A 16,925-nucleotide genomic window follows, 5' to 3' on the forward strand; every position below is an offset into this window, starting at 1 on the left:
CATCTTGGCGAGCGCCCGCCGCCCCGTCTTGAACGATCGTGCGTCGCGGGAAGACGCCGCCAGCGTCTAGTGCTGCCGCGCGGGCAGCCCCGTCATGCGCAGCCAGCGCGCCGGCGTGACGCCGAAGGCCTTCGCGAACTGCCGGGTCAGGTGGCTCTGGTCCGAGAACCCGGCCTGGACCGCGCAGTCGGCCAGCGGCTGGCCGGCCAGCATCAGGCGGCGCGCCAGATCCAGCCGCCGCAGCGTCAGGTAGCGATAGGGGCTGGTGCCGAAGCTCGCGCGGAAGTCGCGGGACACGCTCCAGCGGTCGCGCCCGGCGGCCGCCGCGAGGTCGTCCAGCGTGACGGCGCCGTCGAGGCGCGCATGCAGGTAGTCCCGCGCGACGCACGCGGCGCGGTAATCGCCGCGCAGCGGTCGCGGCGACACGCCGGAGGCGAGCTGCAGCGCCGTCGCCAGCTCCAGCAGGCCGTCGTCCTGTTCCAGCGCCTCCAGCGGCGAGGCCAGCCGCGCCAGCAGCGTCCGCGTCGCGCGCGCGAGCCGCGGGTCGGTGGACACGCCGCCCGGCACGAAGGGCAGGGCGACGCCGCCCAGCATCTGCTGCAGCCGCGCCGGCGACAGGTAGAGCATCCGGTAGCGGAAGCCCTCGTCGGTGCCCGCGTGTCCGTCGTGGACCTCGTCCGGATGCAGCACCACGGTGTGCCCGGCCAGGCTGTGGCGCAGCGACGCGCGGTAGGTGAAGGACTGCACCCCCGCCAGCGTGCTGCCGATCGCGTAGGTGTCGTGGCGATGCGGGGTGTAGGCCTCGCCATGGAAGAAGGCCTCGAGCCGCTCGAGGCCGTCGTCGCCCGCGCCGTGGCGCACCCAGTCGGTGGCGGCGGCGGGGACGGCGGTCATGGCGAGGGGCTCAGTCCCAGGGCGCCGCCTCGGTGGCGAGGTCCTGGTCCTTCGCGGCCGGGGCCGCGGCCGGCTTGGCGGTCGCGCCGGCCGGGGCATGCTCGGCGGCGATCTTGGCCGACTGGCCGATGAAGTCCAGCTCGCCGCCCAGGCCCTCGATCAGGTCGGGGATCAGCTGCGACAGCTCGCCGGTCGCCAGCGCGGCGTCGACGTCGAACGCCTCGTCCTTGGCCGGCTTGTCGCGGCCGTCGAACACGATGTCCAGGAACTTGATGCCCTTGATCTGCATCGTGTCGGTCAGCGTGAACGACACCCGTTCCTTCCACGTCATCGCCAGCCGCGTGGGCATCTTGCCGCTGGTCAGGTGGGCCTTGACCTCGTCGGTATCCAGGTTGTGGCGGGCGTAACGCACCGCCGCCTTCATCTCGTCGGCGGCCTTGAGCTCGCAGTCGCGGTCGACGACGAAATCCTTCGGCGGCACGCCGTCCATCAGCCACGCGGCCATGCAGGCGGCCGGCGATTCGGCGCTCTGCAGCAGGTGCAGGTTGATCGACGAATCGGCCTTGACCAGCAGCGTGATCAGCTCGTCGGCCTTGCCGATCGAGCCGGCGTCCACCATCAGGAAACCCTGCCTGGGCGAGATCCACACCCGCAGGTGCGACTGCAGCGTGAAGGCGCGGGGCAGCAGTTCCAGCGTGGCCTGGTCCTTCATGTCGCGCTGCTGCTTCTTGCCGGGACGGCGGCCGGTCTCGTTCTCGACCTGCTCGACCATCTCCTCGACGCGCTCGCGCACCACCGAACCGGGCAGCACGCGCTTTTCCATGCGCAGGCTCAGCAGCCAGTGGCCGTCGATCTCCTCGAGCAGCCGGGCGCCCGGCTCGCCGCGCGGCGGCACCCAGCCGGCCGACAGCGCCTCGGTCGCGCCGCACGGCTTGAAACGCTCCTGCTCGAGCGCGTCCTCGAGCTTCTCGACATCGGGCTGCCAGTCGTTGGACAGGCGGTAAACGATCAGGTTCTTGAACATAGGCGGAAGAAGACAGCGACAGCAATGAAAACGGGGCCACGCGGACGACGCGGGCCCCGTTCAAACGATGGGCGATTGTCTCAGGTCTGGCGGGGCGTCCGGACGCGGATCAACCCCCTTGCGCTTGCGCGTGGGCTCGTGACCGGACTTCGGGAGGCGGGGCGCGGGCGCTTCACGGGGCATGGGGGATCCCTCCTGGACCCCCAAGCCCCATTCCGGCCCCACAGGCACTCGCTGCCCGCGAACTCTGGCGTTCGCTGCCCGCGGGTTCAGGGCTGCTCGGAGGCGATCTGGCGCAGCGCCTGCTCGAAGGCCTCGGGCGGCTGGCCGCCCTGGATCAGGTACTTCTCGTTGATCACGACCGCCGGCACCGAATTGATGCCGCGCGTCATCCACAGCGACTCGGACTCGCGCACGTCCTCGGCGTACTCGCCGCTGTCGAAGACGCGCGCCGCCTCGGCCGCGTCCAGGCCGATCTCGCGCACCGCGGCCAGCAGCGTCTCGCGCTCGCCCGGGTTCTTGCCGTTGGTGTGATACGCCGTCAGCAGCGCCAGCTTCAGGTCGCGCTGCGCCGGCGCGGACTGCAGGCCCGCCCAGTGCAGCAGCCGGTGCGCGTCGAAGGTGTTCCAGACGCGGCTGCGGGCGCCTTCGGTGAAGGTGAAGCCGACATCCGCGCCCCGCTGGCGCAGGTGGGCGCGGATCTCCTGGCGCTGCTCCGGCGTGGAGCGGTACTTGCGCGTCAGGTGCTCCTCGATGTCCTCGCCCTCGGGAACCATCTGCGGATTGAGCTCGAAAGGCTGGAAATGGATCTCGACCGGCACGTCCGGCAGCCGGGCGAGCGCGGTCTCCAGCGACTTCAGCCCGACCGCGCACCACGGGCAGGCCACGTCGGAGACGAAATCGATGCGCAGCGGTTGCAGCGGCTGGGCGGCGGCGGAAGCGGGGGTGTCGTTCATGGCCGCGACTCTAGCCACAAGCTCAAGTCAACACGCGGTCGCTGGGCTTTGCCAGGTAGAACCACTCGTGGCCCGGCTCGGCGTTGTTGTTGGGGAAGACGATCCGGCCGCCGAAGGGCGCCAGCACCGGCGTGCCGTCGGCCCGCGTGCCGATGCGCTCGCCCTCGGCGACCGCGTCGAAGCTGGCCCAGGTGCGCTCGAAGCGGTCGTCGACGCTCTCGCGGTCGATCACCTCGTAGAGCTGCAGCAGCTCGACCGGCCGCTTCGGATCGGCCAGTTCGACGCCCTCCGGCGCGATCATGCCCAGCAGCGCCAGCGTGCGCAGGATCGCCTTGAACGCGACCTCCGGCCCCTGTGGATCGGCGTGCTGGCCGCATTCCAGCGTGATGCAGTAGCCGCCGGTGCTGCGCATGTACTCGGTGGTGCCGACGCCGTAATGCGGGTCCTGCTGCAGCGCCATCCGGCGCGAGCCGTCGGCCGCCTTCTCCGCGCGGCGCTTCAGGCCGAGCGCGTAGGTCGACAGCCAGCCCTCGACGATGCGCGAGGTGCCCACCGCCAGCGCCAGCGCGGTCTCGGCGGCCTGGTGGCGGAAGGGCTCGAGCTCGCCGTCGTTGTCGCGCGGACCCATCATCGCGAAGGCCGGCCCGGGGTTGTTGAAGCTGTGCAGGTCCAGCAGCACGTCGCTGGCGGCGATCCAGGGGCACAGGCGGTTGGCGACGCGGTCCTCGAAGTCCTGCGGGATCGGATTGACGCGCAGGTTGCGGTTGAGGTTGCGCTCGCCCTCGCGGCGCTGCAGCCGGTGCGCCAGCGGATTGACGATCGGGATCATCGTCAGCGTGCCCTTGAGCAGCGTCAGCCGGCCGTCGTCCAGCATCGCCATCACGCGCCGGATGCCGTCGACACCGGCGACCTCGTTGCCGTGGACGGCGCCCGTCACCAGGAGCTTCGGACCCGGCTTCAGGCCGGCGAACTGGTGGACGCGGAGGTGGGTCGGGGGATCGGTGCGGACGTCGCTCATGGCGGGGCGGGGGCTCGGAAGGGAAACGCGAAGCATAGGCCCGCGCGACCCCGCGGACCGGGCGCGCGTGCGCGTCGCGCATGCCGGAATCGCCGTCGGCGATGAGCCCAGGCCATGACCTCGGGCGTGGCCGCGCGAGTGGCGAGCGGCGAGTGGCGGAAAGCCGGGCGGGCGCCGGGCGGCGTTCAGCCGCCGAGCAAGGCGGCCGGGTCCAGCGGCGTGTCGCAGGACCAGTGCGTGTTGGGCAGGTCGCCCGCCGGCACGCCGTCGATCCAGCGGGTCAGCCGGTACAGCGTGCCGAACGCGAAATCGGGCGGCGTCTCGCCGGGACCGGCGAGCAGCTCGCCGCCGCGGCGCACGTTGTCCGCCATCCAGGCGGGCAGGCGCAGGTGGTACGGATTGCGGGCGATCTCGCCGTGGTGGCAGGCCAGCGCGCGCACCAGCCGCGCGGTGTCGCGCTGGCCGGTCTCGACCAGCGTCGTCGGGCCGGGCTGCGTCGCCCAGAACTCCGTGTGGGCGAAGACGGTCGAGACCTTCGCGCGGGCCAGCGCCTCGCTCACCAGCAGGTGCACGCCGATGTGGGTCGGGATGCCGTCGCCGGCATGCGGCACCAGGATCAGCGCCGGCCGCTCGGCCGCCAGCAGCTCGGCCACCAGCCTGACCTGTTCCTGCCACTGCGGCGTGCGCGCGGCGGCGGCTTCGGGCTTGACCTGCTCGAAACCGTCGGCGGCCAGCAGCCGCAGGTCGAAGCCGAGCACGTCGCAGGCGGCGCCCAGCTCGGTCCAGCGCTCGGCGCGCCGGCCCTGCTTGCTGCCCAGCGTCACCGCGATGTTGGTGACCCGCCAGCCGGCTTCCTGGCGCAGCCGCAAGGGCAGCGCGCCGACGATGCATTCGTCGTCCGGATGCGGCGCGAACACCAGGACCAGCGGGGCGCGTTCGGTGGTACCGGAACCAGCCGGGTCCGCCGGGCGGGTCAACGGACTGACACCGGTACGCACGGGCTGCCGCAGCACGGCATACCAGCTCGCGATCCAGGATTCCCAGTCGGCCTGGCTGGCGGCGGGCGGCGCGAGCGGGCCGGCGGGTGTCGGAAAACTAGGCGTGGAGCCCGTGGGAGCGGCGTTCGCGGTCATCGGCGGGGATGTTGCGGCCCCGCTGCCAGGCAGCCGGGCGGGTTCGATCGACCCATCTTAGCGGGCGACATCCCTAAATGGTATTACATTGGTAGTAAAACTAGACGAAGACCGGTGTAATCCCGGAGGCAGACCGGTTCAGCGGGCGGCGCGGCCCGGCCAGGTGGCCAGCAGCACGCCGCCGAGCGCCAGCGCGTAGGCCAGGAGCTGCGTGGCGCTCATGCGTTCGCCGAGGAACAGCAGGCCGATCAGCGCGGTCGACACCGGCAGGAAGACCATGAAGACGCCGGCCTTGGCGGCGCTGACGTGCTGCAGGCCCTTCATCCAGAGCCAGACCGTGACGGTGCTGGCGGCGATCGCGTAGAAGAGCAGCAGGCCCCAGTCCTTGGGCGCGACGGCGCCGAAGTCGAAATCGATCGCCTGCCACAGGCCCAGCGGCGTGACGAGCACCAGGCCCCACAGGTTGATCAGCGCGCTGATGCGCCGCGGCGGCAGGTCGGCGGTCAGCTGCTTGCCGATGACGACATAGCTGGCCTCGCAGCACATCGCGCCGACGAGCAGCAGCGCGCCCCAGCCGGAGGTCTCGGCGCCGGCGCCGCTGTCGTGCTTGGTGAGCGCGACGATCGCGATGCCGCCGACGGCCATCGCGATGCCGGCGAGGGTGCGCGGCGCGATGCGCTCGCGCAGGAACAGCCAGCTCATCAGCGCGACCGTGGCCGGGATGCCGGCCATGATCACGCCGGCCACGACGGCGGAGCTGTGCTTCATCCCGAACAGCAGGCAGATCGAGAACAGGAAGTTGCCGAAGAAGGATTCGAGGAACAGCAGGAAGCGGGTGCGGCCGGAGAGCGGCTTCTCGGCCGGGCCGCGCCGCAGCCACGGCAGCATGAACACGGCGGCCATGCCGAAGCGCAGGAAGGCCAGCAGGAAGACCGGGAAGGCCAGGACCAGCAGCTTGGACAGCCCGACGTAGCTGCCGATCACGCTGGTGCTGGCGGCCAGGCTCAGGTAGGAGAGCCAGGGCACGTGGTGGCCGGCGTGGCCCGGATGCGCCGGGCTGGGGGAACGGTCGGTCGGGGGGCTGGACATGGGGCGCGATGATGCCCCAGCGATGGCGCGCTCCGTGCGATCTCTCGTCACTTCAGGCGCCGCAACGCCACCCGGATCGCATCGATCATCCGGTCCAGGTGTTCCCGCTCCGCGATCAGCGGTGGCGACAGCGCCAGGATGTCGCCGGTGGTGCGGATCAGCACGCCTTGCTGCCAGCAGTCGAGGAAGGTCTCGAAGGCGCGCTTGGTGGGCTCGCCGGCGCGGGGCGTCAGTTCGACGCCGCCGACCAGGCCGAGGTTGCGGACGTCGATCACGTGCGGCTCGCCGCGCAGCGAATGCAGCTGTTCCGCGAAGTAGCTTTGCAGCTCCGACGCCCGCGTCAGCAGGCCGTCCTCGGCATAGGTGTCCAGCGTCGCCAGGCCCGCCGCGCAGGCCAGCGGATGCGCCGAGTAGGTGTAGCCGTGGAAGAACTCGATCAGGTGGTCGGGTCCCGTCATGAAGGTGTCGTGCACGCGCTGCTGGGCGAAGACCGCGCCCATCGGCACGCAGCCGTTGGTCAGGCCCTTGGCGACCGTCATCAGGTCCGGCGTGACGCCGAAGGTCTGGGACGCGAACGCGTTGCCGGTGCGGCCGAAGCCGGTGATGACCTCGTCGAAGATCAGCAGGATGCCGTGCTTGTCGCAGATCTCGCGCAGGCGTTGCAGGTAGCCCTGCGGCGGGATCAGCACGCCGGCCGAGCCCGCCACCGGTTCGACGATCACCGCCGCGATCGTCGACGCGTCGTGCAGCGCGACCATCCGCTCGAGGTCGTCGGCCAGTTCCGCGCCATGCGCCGGCAGGCCGACGCTGAAGGCGTTGCGGGCGATGTCGTGCGTGTGCCGCAGGTGGTCGACACCGCCGAGCAGCGTGCCGAACATCTTGCGGTTGGCGACCATGCCGCCGACCGACATGCCGCCGAAGTTGACGCCGTGATAGCCGCGCTCGCGGCCGATCAGCCGCGTGCGCTGGCCCTCGCCGCGGACGCGGTGGTAGGCCAGCGCGATCTTCAGCGCGGTCTCCACCGACTCCGAGCCCGAGTTGGTGAAGAACACCTTGTTCATGCCCTCGGGCGCGATCGCCGCGAGCCGCGAGGCCAGCTCGAAGGCCTTCGGATGGCCCATCTGGAACGGCGGCGCGAAGTCGAGTTCCGCGGCCTGCTCCTGGATCGCCTTCACGATGCGCGGCCGGTTGTGGCCGGCGTTCACGCACCACAGGCCGGCCACGCCGTCCAGGATCTGGCGGCCGTGGTCGTCGGTGAAGAACATGCCGTCGGCGCGCGTCAGCAGGCGCGGCGACTGCTTGAACTGGCGGTTGGCCGTGAACGGCATCCAGTAGGCGTCGAGGTCGGGCGTGGTCATGGGAACTCCGGGATGAATGGCGGCCAGTCTAGGCAAGGGGCCGCGCAATCGGTGAGCGTTCCGGAGGCGGGGAAACCCGCGATCACGCAATCCACTGCGGCGGATAGGTGGATTCTTCGAACACAATGCCGCCCATGGTCAAGGAAGTGCAACTGGATGCGATCGACCGCGCGATCCTCGCGGTCTTGCAGCGCGACGCGCGCATCTCGAATCAGGACCTCGCGCAGCAGGTCCATCTCTCGGCGTCGGCCTGCCTCAGGCGGGTCAAGCGGCTGGAGGACAGCGGCGTGATCGACCGCGTGGTCGCGCTGCTCAATCCGAAGGCGATCGGCAAGCCCGGCACCAGCTGGACCATCGTCAACATCGAGCGGATGACGCCGGCGGCGCTGGCGGCGTTCGAGCAGGCGGTCCAGGACGCGCCGGACATCCTCGACTGCTTCTACGTCGCCGGGACCAACGACTACCTGCTGCGCTTCGCCTATCGCGACGCCGAGGACCTCGAGCGCCTGCACACCCACGTGCTGATGCAGCTGCCGGGCGTGGCCAAGGCCAACTCGATGCTGGTGCTGCGCACGGTGAAGAAGACCAGCGCCTTCCCGCTGGACTGATCGCCCGGCGAGGGGCGATCGAGGGGAGGCGGCAGGCCGTCGGCGCTCAGGCCGCGCGCGGCCGCAGCACGCGCAGCATCGGCAGCAGCTGGATCAGCAGCATCGCGCCGAGGATCAGCGCGCAGCCCGCCAGGCCGGCGGCGTTGAGCCGGTCGCCCATCAGCAGGTAGCCGAAGACGGCGGCGAACAGCGTTTCCGACGACAGGATGATCGCGGCGTCCGCCGCGTGCGCGTAGCGCTGCGCCACCACCTGCGCGGTGAACGCGACGCCCACCGACAGCACGCCGGTGTAGAGGATCGGACCGGCGGCGGCCTGCAGGCCGGACCAGCTCCAGGACTCGCCCACCAGGCCCCAGGTCAGCGCCACCACGCCGCAGAACAGGAACTGCCCGCCCGCGACGGTGAACGGCGCGTTCAACCGGTCCGCCACCAGCCCGATCAGCAGCACGTGCACGGCCCACGGCAGCGACGAGGCGATCACCCAGGCGTCGCCCAGGCCGATGCTCAGTTCATGCGCGCCCGACAGCAGGAAGGCACCGACCAGGCAGGCCAGGGCGCCGGGCCACACCGACCAGTGCGGCAGGTGGCGCAGCACGAACCAGCCCAGCAGCGGCACCAGCGGCACGTACAGCGCGGTCAGGAAACCCGCGTTGGTCACGGTCGTGTACTGGATGCCGACCTGCTGCAGCGCGGCGCCGACGGTCAGCAGCGCGCCCAGGCCCATGATCTTCAGCGCGTCGATGCCGCGCAGCGGGGGCACGTTGGGGGCGCGGCGCTCGCGCAGGATCAGCGGCAGCACCACCAGCGCGCCGATCAGGAAACGCACGCCGGTGAACATCATCGGGCCGACGCTCTCCATGCCATGGGCCTGGGCGACGAAGGCGGAGCCCCAGATCATCGCGATGAGGGTCAGCAGCAGGTTGGCTTGGATGCGGGTCATGGGGCGGGAGTGTGGGGCACGGCGGCGGGGGCGGCCGCTGGTCAGGGGGCGTCAGCCTTCATGAGCTGAGATAGGCGAGTTCTTCGGCACTGAAGCCGGCGGCGCCGCGCGCCTCGAGGTTGAACGGCGGGCGCAGCTTGGGGGCGTCGAAGCGCTCGACCAGTTCGGGATAGAGCGCGATCGGATCGAGGCCGCGCTCGCGGCACAGGTGGCGGTACCAGTGGTTGCCGATGCGCACGTGGCCGACCTCGTCGCGCAGGATCACCGCGAGGATCTCGACCGCGCGCGCGTCGCCGGCCTTGGCGAACTTGGCCTGCAGCGGCGGCGTCGCGTCCAGGCCGCGGGCTTCCAGCGTGCGCGGCACCAGCGCCATGCGCGCGAGCACGTCGCCCGCGGTGCGCATCGCCATCGTCCACAGCCCGTCGTGCGCGTCGAAGTCGCCGTAGCGGCGGTCCAGGCCGCGCAGGTGCTCGTCGAGCAGCGTGAAGTGCAGCGCTTCCTCGGACGCGACCCGCAGCCAGTCCAGGTAGTAGGCGCGCGGCATCCCGGGGAAGCGCCAGACCGCGTCCAGCGCCAGGTTGATCGCGTTGAACTCGATGTGCGCGATCGCGTGCAGCAGCGCCGCGCGGCCTTCCGGCGTGAACGGCGAGCGCGACGCCACCCGCAGCGCCGCGACCAGGCGCGGCCGCTCGGGGCGGCCGGGGGGCTCGGTGTCGGGGACGAGGACGGCGGCGGTGTCCAGCGCGGGCGAAGCGTCCGTCGCGGTGGCGTCGGCGTGCAGCGCGCGGGCCGCCTGCGCCTTGGCCTGCGGGTCCGCGATCAGAAGGACCTGCAGCGCGCGGGTTCGAAGTTCCATTCGTAGAATTATCCCTTTTGGAGAAACGCATGGCCGTCTATCGCCTCGGCGAGCACACGCCGGAACTCGGCACCGGCGTCTGGGTCGCCGAGAGCGCGCAGGTCATCGGCCGCGTCACGCTCGAGGACGACGTCAGCGTCTGGTTCAACGCCGTGCTGCGCGGCGACAGCGAGCACCTCACCATCGGCGCGGGCAGCAACGTCCAGGACGGCAGCGTCCTGCACGCCGACGCCGGCTTCCCGTTGACGCTCGGGCGCCATGTCACCGTCGGCCACCAGGTGATGCTGCATGGCTGCACGGTGGGCGAGAACTCGCTGATCGGCATCGGCGCGGTCGTGCTCAACGGCGCGCGCATCGGCAGCAATTGCCTGGTGGGCGCCGGCGCGCTGGTGACCGAGGGCAAGGAATTCCCCGACGGCAGCCTGATCGTCGGCTCGCCGGCGCGGGTGGTGCGGCAGCTCACGCCGCAGCAGATCCAGGGCCTGGCGATGAGCGCCGCGCATTACGTGCGCAACGGCCAGCGGTATGCCGAGGCACTCGTCCGCGTTGACGATCCGGCGTCCGCCCCCAGATAACTCGAATTCAAAGGACTTCCCATGACCACGTCGATCAAGCCGGCTCCGAGCGAGCTGCACAAATTCCTCTTCGAAGGCCTGCCGGTGCGCGGCATGTTGGTGCGCCTGGACGAGGGCTGGAAGGAGCTGCTGGGCCGCCGCAAGGAGCCGCTGACGCCGGCGGTGCGCGACCTGCTGGGCCAGATGACGGCCGCGGGCGTGCTGATGCAGGCCAACATCAAGTTCAACGGCGCGCTGGTCTTCCAGGTGATGGGCGACGGGCCGTTGAAGCTGGCGGTCACCGAGGTACAGCCCGACATGAGCTTCCGCTCCACGGCCAAGGCCCGCGAGGAAGTGCCTGACGACGCGACGCTGCAGCAGATGCTCAACCTGCATGGGCAGGGGCGCTGCGCGATCACGCTCGATCCGAAGGACCGGCTCCCGGGCCAGCAGCCCTACCAGGGCGTGGTGCCGCTGAGCGGCCCGGACGGCCGGCCGCTGGAGAAGCTCAGCGACGTGCTGCAGCACTACATGCGCCAGTCGGAGCAACTGGAGACGACGCTGGTGCTGGCGGCCAACGACCAGCTGGCCGCCGGCCTGCTGATCCAGCGCCTGCCGATCGAGGGCGAGGGCAACCTGGGGGCGGGCGCGTCCTCGGGCGTGGAGCGCGAGGAGATGGAGGATGCGTACAACCGCATCAGCATGCTGGCGGCGACGCTGACCGCGGAGGAGCTGCTGACGCTGGACAGCGAGACGATCCTGCGCCGGCTGTTCTGGGAGGAAACGGTGCGCCGTTTCGACCCGCAGTACCCGCGCTTCCAGTGCACCTGCTCGCGCGAGCGGGTGGGGCGCATGCTGCTGGGCCTGGGCCGCCAGGAGGTCGACGAGATCCTGGTGGAGCTGGGCGGCGTGGAGATCGGCTGCGACTTCTGCGGCAACCACTACGTCTTCGACGCGGTGGATGTCGGCGAGCTCTTCACCGACCCCCAGAACCAGGCGCCTGGCTCGCGCCAGGTCCAGTAAGCGACGTCAGCGATCCACCCGCACCGCGCGGTCCAGCGCGGTGGGTTGCACCCGACCCGACCCGAGCGCCTTGAAGTAGGCCTCCAGCGCGTCGACGTCCACCGGCCCGGTCTGGACGAACGTCGCGTCCTTGAGCGACACGAACCCATCCCCGCCGACCTGCAGGAAGCTGTTGATCGCCACGCGCAGCGTCTGGTTGGGGGCGATGGGCTTCCCGTCGAGCGTCATGCTCCCGGGCACCACGCGCGAGCCCAGGGGCCGGCGAGCGTCCCAGCGGTAGCTGAAGCCCTGCGAGAGCTGCAGCGGCATCCATTTCGTGCCGTTGTTCTGCCACTGTTCCTCGAGCACGCGCTGCAGCAGCGTGCCGTTCATCTCGACCACGGTGAGCATGTTGGAGAACGGCAGCGCCGCGAACAGGTCGCCGTAGGTGACGCGGTCGTCGGCGCGGTGGACGAGGCCGGTGCGCACGCCGCCGATGTTGGTGAAGGCGATCTGCGCGCCGCCTTGGGCCGGGCCGCGGGTGGCGGCCAGCATCGCGTCGGCGACGAGTTGCCCCATGGTCGTGCCGCCGCCTTCGTTGCGGTCGTCGCCGTCCTTGCTGAGCGCCTGGGCGAGGAAGCCGACGGGCCGCTCGATCAGCGGCTGGGCGACCTGCTGGTAGCTGCTGATCAGCAGCGTCTGGCGCGGGTCCTTCGCGGTCTCGGGGCGCACGACGACGTTGTCGGCGCGGGCCTCGACCATCGCGCCGGTGGCGCGGTCCAGGGTCAGGTCGATCTCGGTGACCAGCGTCCCGTACTTGTCGCCGCTGGTGACCAGCCGGCCGTCGATGCGGCAGTTGTAGGCGCGGTGGGTGTGGCCGGAGACGACCAGGCCGACGCGCTTGTCGAGCTTCTTCACGATGTCGACGATCGGGCCGGAGATGCCGGGGCAGTCGTTGATGCCGCCCACGGGCACGCCGCCTTCGTGGATCAGCACGACGACCGCGCGCACGCCCTGGCGCTCGAGCTCGGGGATCAGGCGATTGACGGTCTCGGCCTCGTCGTCGAAGCGCAGGCCGGCGACGCCGGTCGGGCTGACCAGTTCCGGCGTGCCCTTGAGCGTCAGGCCGATGAAGCCGACCGGCACGCCGCCGAAGCGCTTGATCGCGTAGGCCGGCAGGACCGATTGGCCGGTCCGGGTGTCGATGGTGCTGGCGGCGAGGTACTGGTACTTGGCGCCCTTGAACTCGGTCGGGCCCTTGCAGCCGTCCTTCGGATGGCAGCCGCCGCGCTGCTTGCGCAGCAGTTCGTCCAGGCCCTGGTCGAACTCGTGGTTGCCGACCGCCGACAGGTCCAGCCCCATCAGGCCGAGCGACTCGATCGTCGACTCGTCATGGAACAGCGCCGACAGCAGCGGGCTGGCGCCGACCAGGTCGCCGGCGGCCACGAACACGTGGTTGGGATTCTTCGCCTTGATCTGCGCGACCACGGTCGCCAGGCGCTCGGCGCCGCCGGCGTCCAGCGTGATCGTCTTGCCGGGGTTCTGCGGGTCGGGCAGCTTGATGCCGCCGGCCGGCGGGAGCAGGTTGCCGTGGAAGTCGTTGATCGCCAGCACCTTGACGGCGACCTGGCCGGTGAGCGCCTTCGCGGGGGCGGGCGGCGCGCTGAGCACCGGCGGCATCGTCGCCTGCGGGGCCGAGGGGTTCAGCGAGCCGCAGGCGGCCAGCAGCGCCGCGCTCAGCAGCATCGACAGGGCCGCCAACGGACGGCGGACGGAAGGACGGTTCATCGCAAGGGCTCCAGCAGACTCCGGGAAGCGCCGCCCGCAAATGTTTGCGGCCACGCAGGCGGCGGATTGTGCCTTGCGTGTCCGTCCGCTTCGTGAGGGTCGCGTTCAGCCGCGCGGCTGACGCTCAGTGGCGCGGCTGGCGTGCTCGCAGGCCGGGTCGTCGCACAGCTCGCAGAGCCACCCGCCGGCCGGTCCGGCCAGGCGCTCGTCGCGCCGCAGCAGGCGGCCGAACAGGCCGTCCTCGCGGTCGAGACGGGGGCGGAGCAGCGGGCCGAGCGCGTTCAGCGCCTGCTGGAGGCGCTCCGGCCCGGCGCCGGTGACCAGGCTGTAGCCCAGGCCGGCATCGCGCAGCGCGCGGCGCAACAGCCGGTCGGTGGGTTGCTGGGCGTGCGGGCCGTCGCGCAGGCCGTCGGCGACCCAGGGCAGGTCCAGCGCCATCAGCAGCGTCGCATCCATGCGGGCCTGGACCTGGAGCGCGAAGGGGTGGAGGCTCGTGTCGTCGAAGAGCTGTTCGCTGTAGACCGCGGTCATCAGCGGCGTCGTGTCGTGCAGCACCAGGTCGTGGTCGAGGGCGGCGATCTCGGCGCGGCGCCATTGTTCCTCGGCGATCGCGCGCTGCTCGTCGGGGCGCGGCGTGCGGCCCTCGCGGTCGCACCATTCGCGCAGGAACTCGCCGACCAGCGCGCAGCGCAGCCGCGTCTGGGACCGCAGGTGCTCGTGCAGCGCGATCGCGAGCTGGCTCTTGCCGGTGCTCTCGGCGCCGACGAGGGCGATGTGCAGCGTCATGGGCGGAGACGGGCGGAGGAACGGGGAGGGCGGAACGCGGCGGAACGCGGCGGCGCGCGGCGGCGTCAGGCGGCGATGGCGGCCGGGCGCAACTGGCGCTGCCAGGCACGCCAGCCGGCCACCGACATCGGCACGAACACCGCGTACAGCAGCACCGTCAGCCAGTAGCCCTTGAGCGCGAACAGCGCGATGCTGACCAGGTTGACCATCACCCAGACGGGCCAGTTCTCCTGGTACTTGCGGCCGAGCAGCCATTGGCCGGTGATGCTGGCCACGGTCGGGAGGGCATCCCAATAGGGGAGCGGCGAATCGGTGCGGTGCTGCAGGAACAGCCCCAGCAGCGGCCAGGCGGCCAGCGTCACCAGCAGCGCGGTCATGCGGCCGCGCGTGTCGAGCGTGCGCACGCGCAGCGCCTGGCCGTCGGCGGTGCGGCCGCGCAGCCATTGCCACCAGCCCCACAGCGCGAGCGCCGCGAACAGCAGCTGCAGCGAGGCCTCGCCGTAGAGCTTGCCGCTCCAGAACAGCAGGAAGTACAGCAGCGAGCTGGTCAGCGCCAGCGGCCAGGCCAGCACCTGCACCCGCATGTTGCACACGACCATCCAGATCGCGAGCACGAAGGCGATCAGTTCCAGCCAGCTGATCGGGCTGCCCAGCGCGGTGAAGGCCGGCGACAGCGCCCAGGCGAGCGCGGCGTTGAAATCGTTCAGAAGGGCGGCGAGCGGCCCGGGCAAGGCATCCATCGGCGTGAGCATGCGGGAAACGCGGAGGTTCAGCGGCGCAGCGGGACGAAGACCTCGTCCGGCTTGACCATGCCCAGTTCCATGCGGGCCTTTTCCTCGACCATCTCGAGGCCTTCGCGCAGGTCGAGCAACTCGGCCTGCAGCTGCGCGTTGCGCGCGCGGGCCTTCTCGTTGGCCTCGGCCTGCTGGCGCAGCTCGGCGCGCAGTTGCACGCCACGGGCCAGGCCGCCCTTGCCGGCCCAGAGCTGGCCCTGGATGGCGGCGAGGAAGGCGATGAGGACGATGGCCAGGGCTTTCACAGGCCGCGAGTGTAGCCGCAACAAAAAAGGGCAGGCCCGCCGGGCCCGCCCTCGTCGCGGGACTCCCCCACGAAACGGGGAGTCCTCGCGGTGTCGGTCAGCGCAGGTTGTAGAACGCGGCGCGGCCCGGGTAGACGGCGACGTCGCCCAGGTCTTCCTCGATGCGCAGCAGCTGGTTGTACTTGGCCATGCGGTCCGAGCGCGACAGCGAGCCGGTCTTGATCTGGCCGGCGTTCAGGCCGACGGCGATGTCGGAGATCGTCGAGTCCTCGGTCTCGCCCGAGCGGTGCGAGATCACGGCGGTGTAGCCCGCGCGCTTGGCCATCTCGATGGCGGCGAAGGTCTCGGTCAGCGTGCCGATCTGGTTGATCTTGATCAGGATCGAGTTGGCGATGCCCTTGTCGATGCCTTCCTTCAGGATCTTGGTGTTGGTGACGAACAGGTCGTCGCCCACCAGCTGCACCTTGTCGCCCAGCTTCTCGGTGATGTGCTTCCAGCCGTCCCAGTCGCCTTCGGCCATGCCGTCCTCGATCGAGATGATCGGGTACTTGTCGACCCAGGTGGCCAGCATGTCGGTCCACTGCTCGGCGCTCAGCTGGATGCCGCCTTCGCCTTCCAGCACGTACTTGCCGTCCTTGTAGAACTCGCTGGCGGCGCAGTCCAGGCCCAGGGCGATCTGCTCGCCGGCGGTGTAGCCGGCCTTGTCGATCGCCTCCAGGATCATCTGGATCGCGGCTTCATGGTTCTCGACGTTCGGGGCGAAGCCGCCTTCGTCGCCGACGGCCGTGGACATGCCCTTGGCGTCGATGATCTTCTTGAGCGCGTGGAAGACCTCCGCGCCCCAGCGCAGCGCCTCGCGGAACGACGGCGCGCCCACGGGGATGATCATCAGTTCCTGCAGGTCGATCGAGTTGTTGGCGTGCGCGCCGCCGTTGATGACGTTCATCATCGGCACCGGCAGCTGGTTGCCGGCCATGCCGCCGAAGTAGCGGTACAGCGGCAGGCCCGACTCTTCCGCGGCGGCGCGCGCCACGGCCATCGACACGGCCAGCATCGCGTTGGCGCCCAGGCGGCTCTTGTTCTCGGTGCCGTCCAGGTCGATCAGGGTCTTGTCCAGGAAGGCCTGCTCGGAGGCGTCCAGGCCCAGCACCGCTTCGGAGATCTCGGTGTTGATGTGCTCGACGGCCTTGAGCACGCCCTTGCCCAGGTAGCGGGACTTGTCGCCGTCGCGCAGCTCGATGGCTTCGCGCGAGCCGGTCGACGCGCCCGACGGCACGGCGGCGCGGCCCATCACGCCGGACTCCAGCAGCACGTCGCATTCGACGGTGGGATTGCCGCGGCTGTCGAGGATCTCGCGGCCGACGATGTCAACAATGGCGCTCATGGGAACAGTCTCCAGAAGTGAAAAAACTCGGTCGGCGCGCATGGTGCCAGCAACGGGTTACCTGTGCTGAACAAGCTGCGCCGGGAATGCGGGACGAAAAAAAGCCATCGGGCCGCGAAGGCCCGTCGGAGCGGGCTTGCGGCGCGATGGCTGATTCATGGGGAATCGCTGGCGCGGCCAGGATCAGACGCCGTCGACGACGACCATGCGCATGATGCCAGCGTGCTCGCGCAGCGACTTCGCATGCTGGTAGGTCTCGGAGTCGTAGAAGGCCTTGGCCGCCGCGCGGTCGGGGAACTTCAGCACGACCAGCCGCGAGGGCGTCCAGTCGCCTTCCAGCACCTCGACCGTGCCGCCGCGGACCTGCACCTCCGCGCCGTGCTCCTGCATCGCCTTCGTGCTCCATTCGCGGTACTTCGCCATCTGGTCGGCATCGGTCACGGTCACGTCGGCAATGATGAAGGCGGGCATGGGCGGTGTCTCGGTCGTGAAGGGC

The 16,925-nt window shown here is 70.7% G+C and carries 18 protein-coding genes; 3 read left to right on the forward strand and 15 right to left on the reverse strand.

Annotated elements, in window-relative coordinates; translation table 11 throughout:
* Nucleotides 1-66: 66 nt before the first annotated feature.
* From N5D62_RS19985 to N5D62_RS20015, 7 genes are all read right to left on the reverse strand, one after another.
* Nucleotides 67-894, reverse strand: coding sequence for an AraC family transcriptional regulator (locus N5D62_RS19985; protein WP_279759642.1), 828 nt, complete (start codon nt 892-894; stop codon nt 67-69).
* 10 nt (nt 895-904) lie between these two features.
* Complete coding sequence (locus tag N5D62_RS19990; protein ID WP_279759643.1) at nt 905-1,918, reverse strand: recombination-associated protein RdgC; 1,014 nt, start codon at nt 1,916-1,918, stop codon at nt 905-907.
* Nucleotides 1,919-2,187: 269 nt separating this feature from the next.
* A complete protein-coding gene (locus N5D62_RS19995) occupies nt 2,188-2,874 on the reverse strand; it encodes a DsbA family oxidoreductase (RefSeq protein ID WP_279759644.1) in 687 nt (228 codons plus the stop codon).
* A gap of 22 nt (nt 2,875-2,896) precedes the next feature.
* Nucleotides 2,897-3,892, reverse strand: coding sequence for a succinylglutamate desuccinylase/aspartoacylase family protein (locus N5D62_RS20000; protein WP_279759645.1), 996 nt, complete (start codon nt 3,890-3,892; stop codon nt 2,897-2,899).
* 185 nt (nt 3,893-4,077) lie between these two features.
* Entirely contained in the window at nt 4,078-5,025 is a 948-nt protein-coding gene (locus N5D62_RS20005) for a PIG-L family deacetylase (RefSeq protein ID WP_279759646.1), read from the reverse strand.
* A gap of 138 nt (nt 5,026-5,163) precedes the next feature.
* Nucleotides 5,164-6,114 (reverse strand): DMT family transporter, encoded by a 951-nt coding sequence (locus tag N5D62_RS20010; RefSeq protein WP_279759647.1) that lies wholly within the window; start codon nt 6,112-6,114, stop codon nt 5,164-5,166.
* A 47-nt stretch (nt 6,115-6,161) separates the two neighbouring features.
* On the reverse strand, nt 6,162-7,472 hold the full coding sequence (locus tag N5D62_RS20015) for an aspartate aminotransferase family protein (protein ID WP_279759648.1): 1,311 nt from the start codon (nt 7,470-7,472) through the stop codon (nt 6,162-6,164).
* Nucleotides 7,473-7,606: 134 nt separating this feature from the next.
* Between N5D62_RS20015 and N5D62_RS20020 the strand changes: the two genes are divergently transcribed.
* Entirely contained in the window at nt 7,607-8,080 is a 474-nt protein-coding gene (locus N5D62_RS20020; protein WP_279759649.1) for an Lrp/AsnC family transcriptional regulator, read from the forward strand.
* A 46-nt stretch (nt 8,081-8,126) separates the two neighbouring features.
* Here N5D62_RS20020 and N5D62_RS20025 read toward each other — a convergent pair whose 3' ends face one another.
* Nucleotides 8,127-9,020 (reverse strand): DMT family transporter, encoded by an 894-nt coding sequence (locus N5D62_RS20025; protein WP_279759650.1) that lies wholly within the window; start codon nt 9,018-9,020, stop codon nt 8,127-8,129.
* 58 nt (nt 9,021-9,078) lie between these two features.
* A complete protein-coding gene (locus tag N5D62_RS20030; protein WP_279759651.1) occupies nt 9,079-9,876 on the reverse strand; it encodes a ferritin-like domain-containing protein in 798 nt (265 codons plus the stop codon).
* Nucleotides 9,877-9,905: 29 nt separating this feature from the next.
* Here N5D62_RS20030 and N5D62_RS20035 point away from each other — a divergent pair, with 29 nt between their 5' ends.
* Nucleotides 9,906-10,451, forward strand: coding sequence for a gamma carbonic anhydrase family protein (locus tag N5D62_RS20035; protein WP_279759652.1), 546 nt, complete (start codon nt 9,906-9,908; stop codon nt 10,449-10,451).
* A gap of 21 nt (nt 10,452-10,472) precedes the next feature.
* Nucleotides 10,473-11,453, forward strand: a complete 981-nt coding sequence (locus tag N5D62_RS20040) for an Hsp33 family molecular chaperone HslO (protein ID WP_279759653.1) — start codon at nt 10,473-10,475, stop codon at nt 11,451-11,453.
* 6 nt (nt 11,454-11,459) lie between these two features.
* Here the strand turns inward: N5D62_RS20040 and N5D62_RS20045 are convergent, their stop codons facing one another.
* The 6 genes from N5D62_RS20045 to N5D62_RS20070 all read right to left on the reverse strand — a co-directional run bounded on the left by N5D62_RS20045 (nt 11,460) and on the right by N5D62_RS20070 (nt 16,900).
* Complete coding sequence (locus N5D62_RS20045; protein ID WP_279759654.1) at nt 11,460-13,220, reverse strand: bifunctional metallophosphatase/5'-nucleotidase; 1,761 nt, start codon at nt 13,218-13,220, stop codon at nt 11,460-11,462.
* A gap of 105 nt (nt 13,221-13,325) precedes the next feature.
* The gene (locus N5D62_RS20050) at nt 13,326-14,006 is read right to left on the reverse strand and encodes an ATP-binding protein (protein WP_279759655.1); all 681 of its coding nucleotides are present in this window, start codon (nt 14,004-14,006) and stop codon (nt 13,326-13,328) included.
* A gap of 65 nt (nt 14,007-14,071) precedes the next feature.
* Entirely contained in the window at nt 14,072-14,746 is a 675-nt protein-coding gene (gene pnuC, locus N5D62_RS20055) for a nicotinamide riboside transporter PnuC (protein WP_279759656.1), read from the reverse strand.
* Nucleotides 14,747-14,775: 29 nt separating this feature from the next.
* Nucleotides 14,776-15,045: a septum formation initiator family protein gene (locus tag N5D62_RS20060; protein ID WP_279759657.1), complete on the reverse strand. Its 270-nt coding sequence runs from the start codon at nt 15,043-15,045 to the stop codon at nt 14,776-14,778.
* A 97-nt stretch (nt 15,046-15,142) separates the two neighbouring features.
* A complete protein-coding gene (gene eno / locus N5D62_RS20065; RefSeq protein WP_279759658.1) occupies nt 15,143-16,429 on the reverse strand; it encodes a phosphopyruvate hydratase in 1,287 nt (428 codons plus the stop codon).
* 183 nt (nt 16,430-16,612) lie between these two features.
* On the reverse strand, nt 16,613-16,900 hold the full coding sequence (locus N5D62_RS20070) for a DUF1330 domain-containing protein (protein WP_279759659.1): 288 nt from the start codon (nt 16,898-16,900) through the stop codon (nt 16,613-16,615).
* Between the last annotated feature and the right edge of the window lie 25 nt (nt 16,901-16,925).

It is taken from the genome of Mitsuaria sp. GD03876 (assembly GCF_029840635.1).
GTDB lineage: Bacteria > Pseudomonadota > Gammaproteobacteria > Burkholderiales > Burkholderiaceae_C > Roseateles.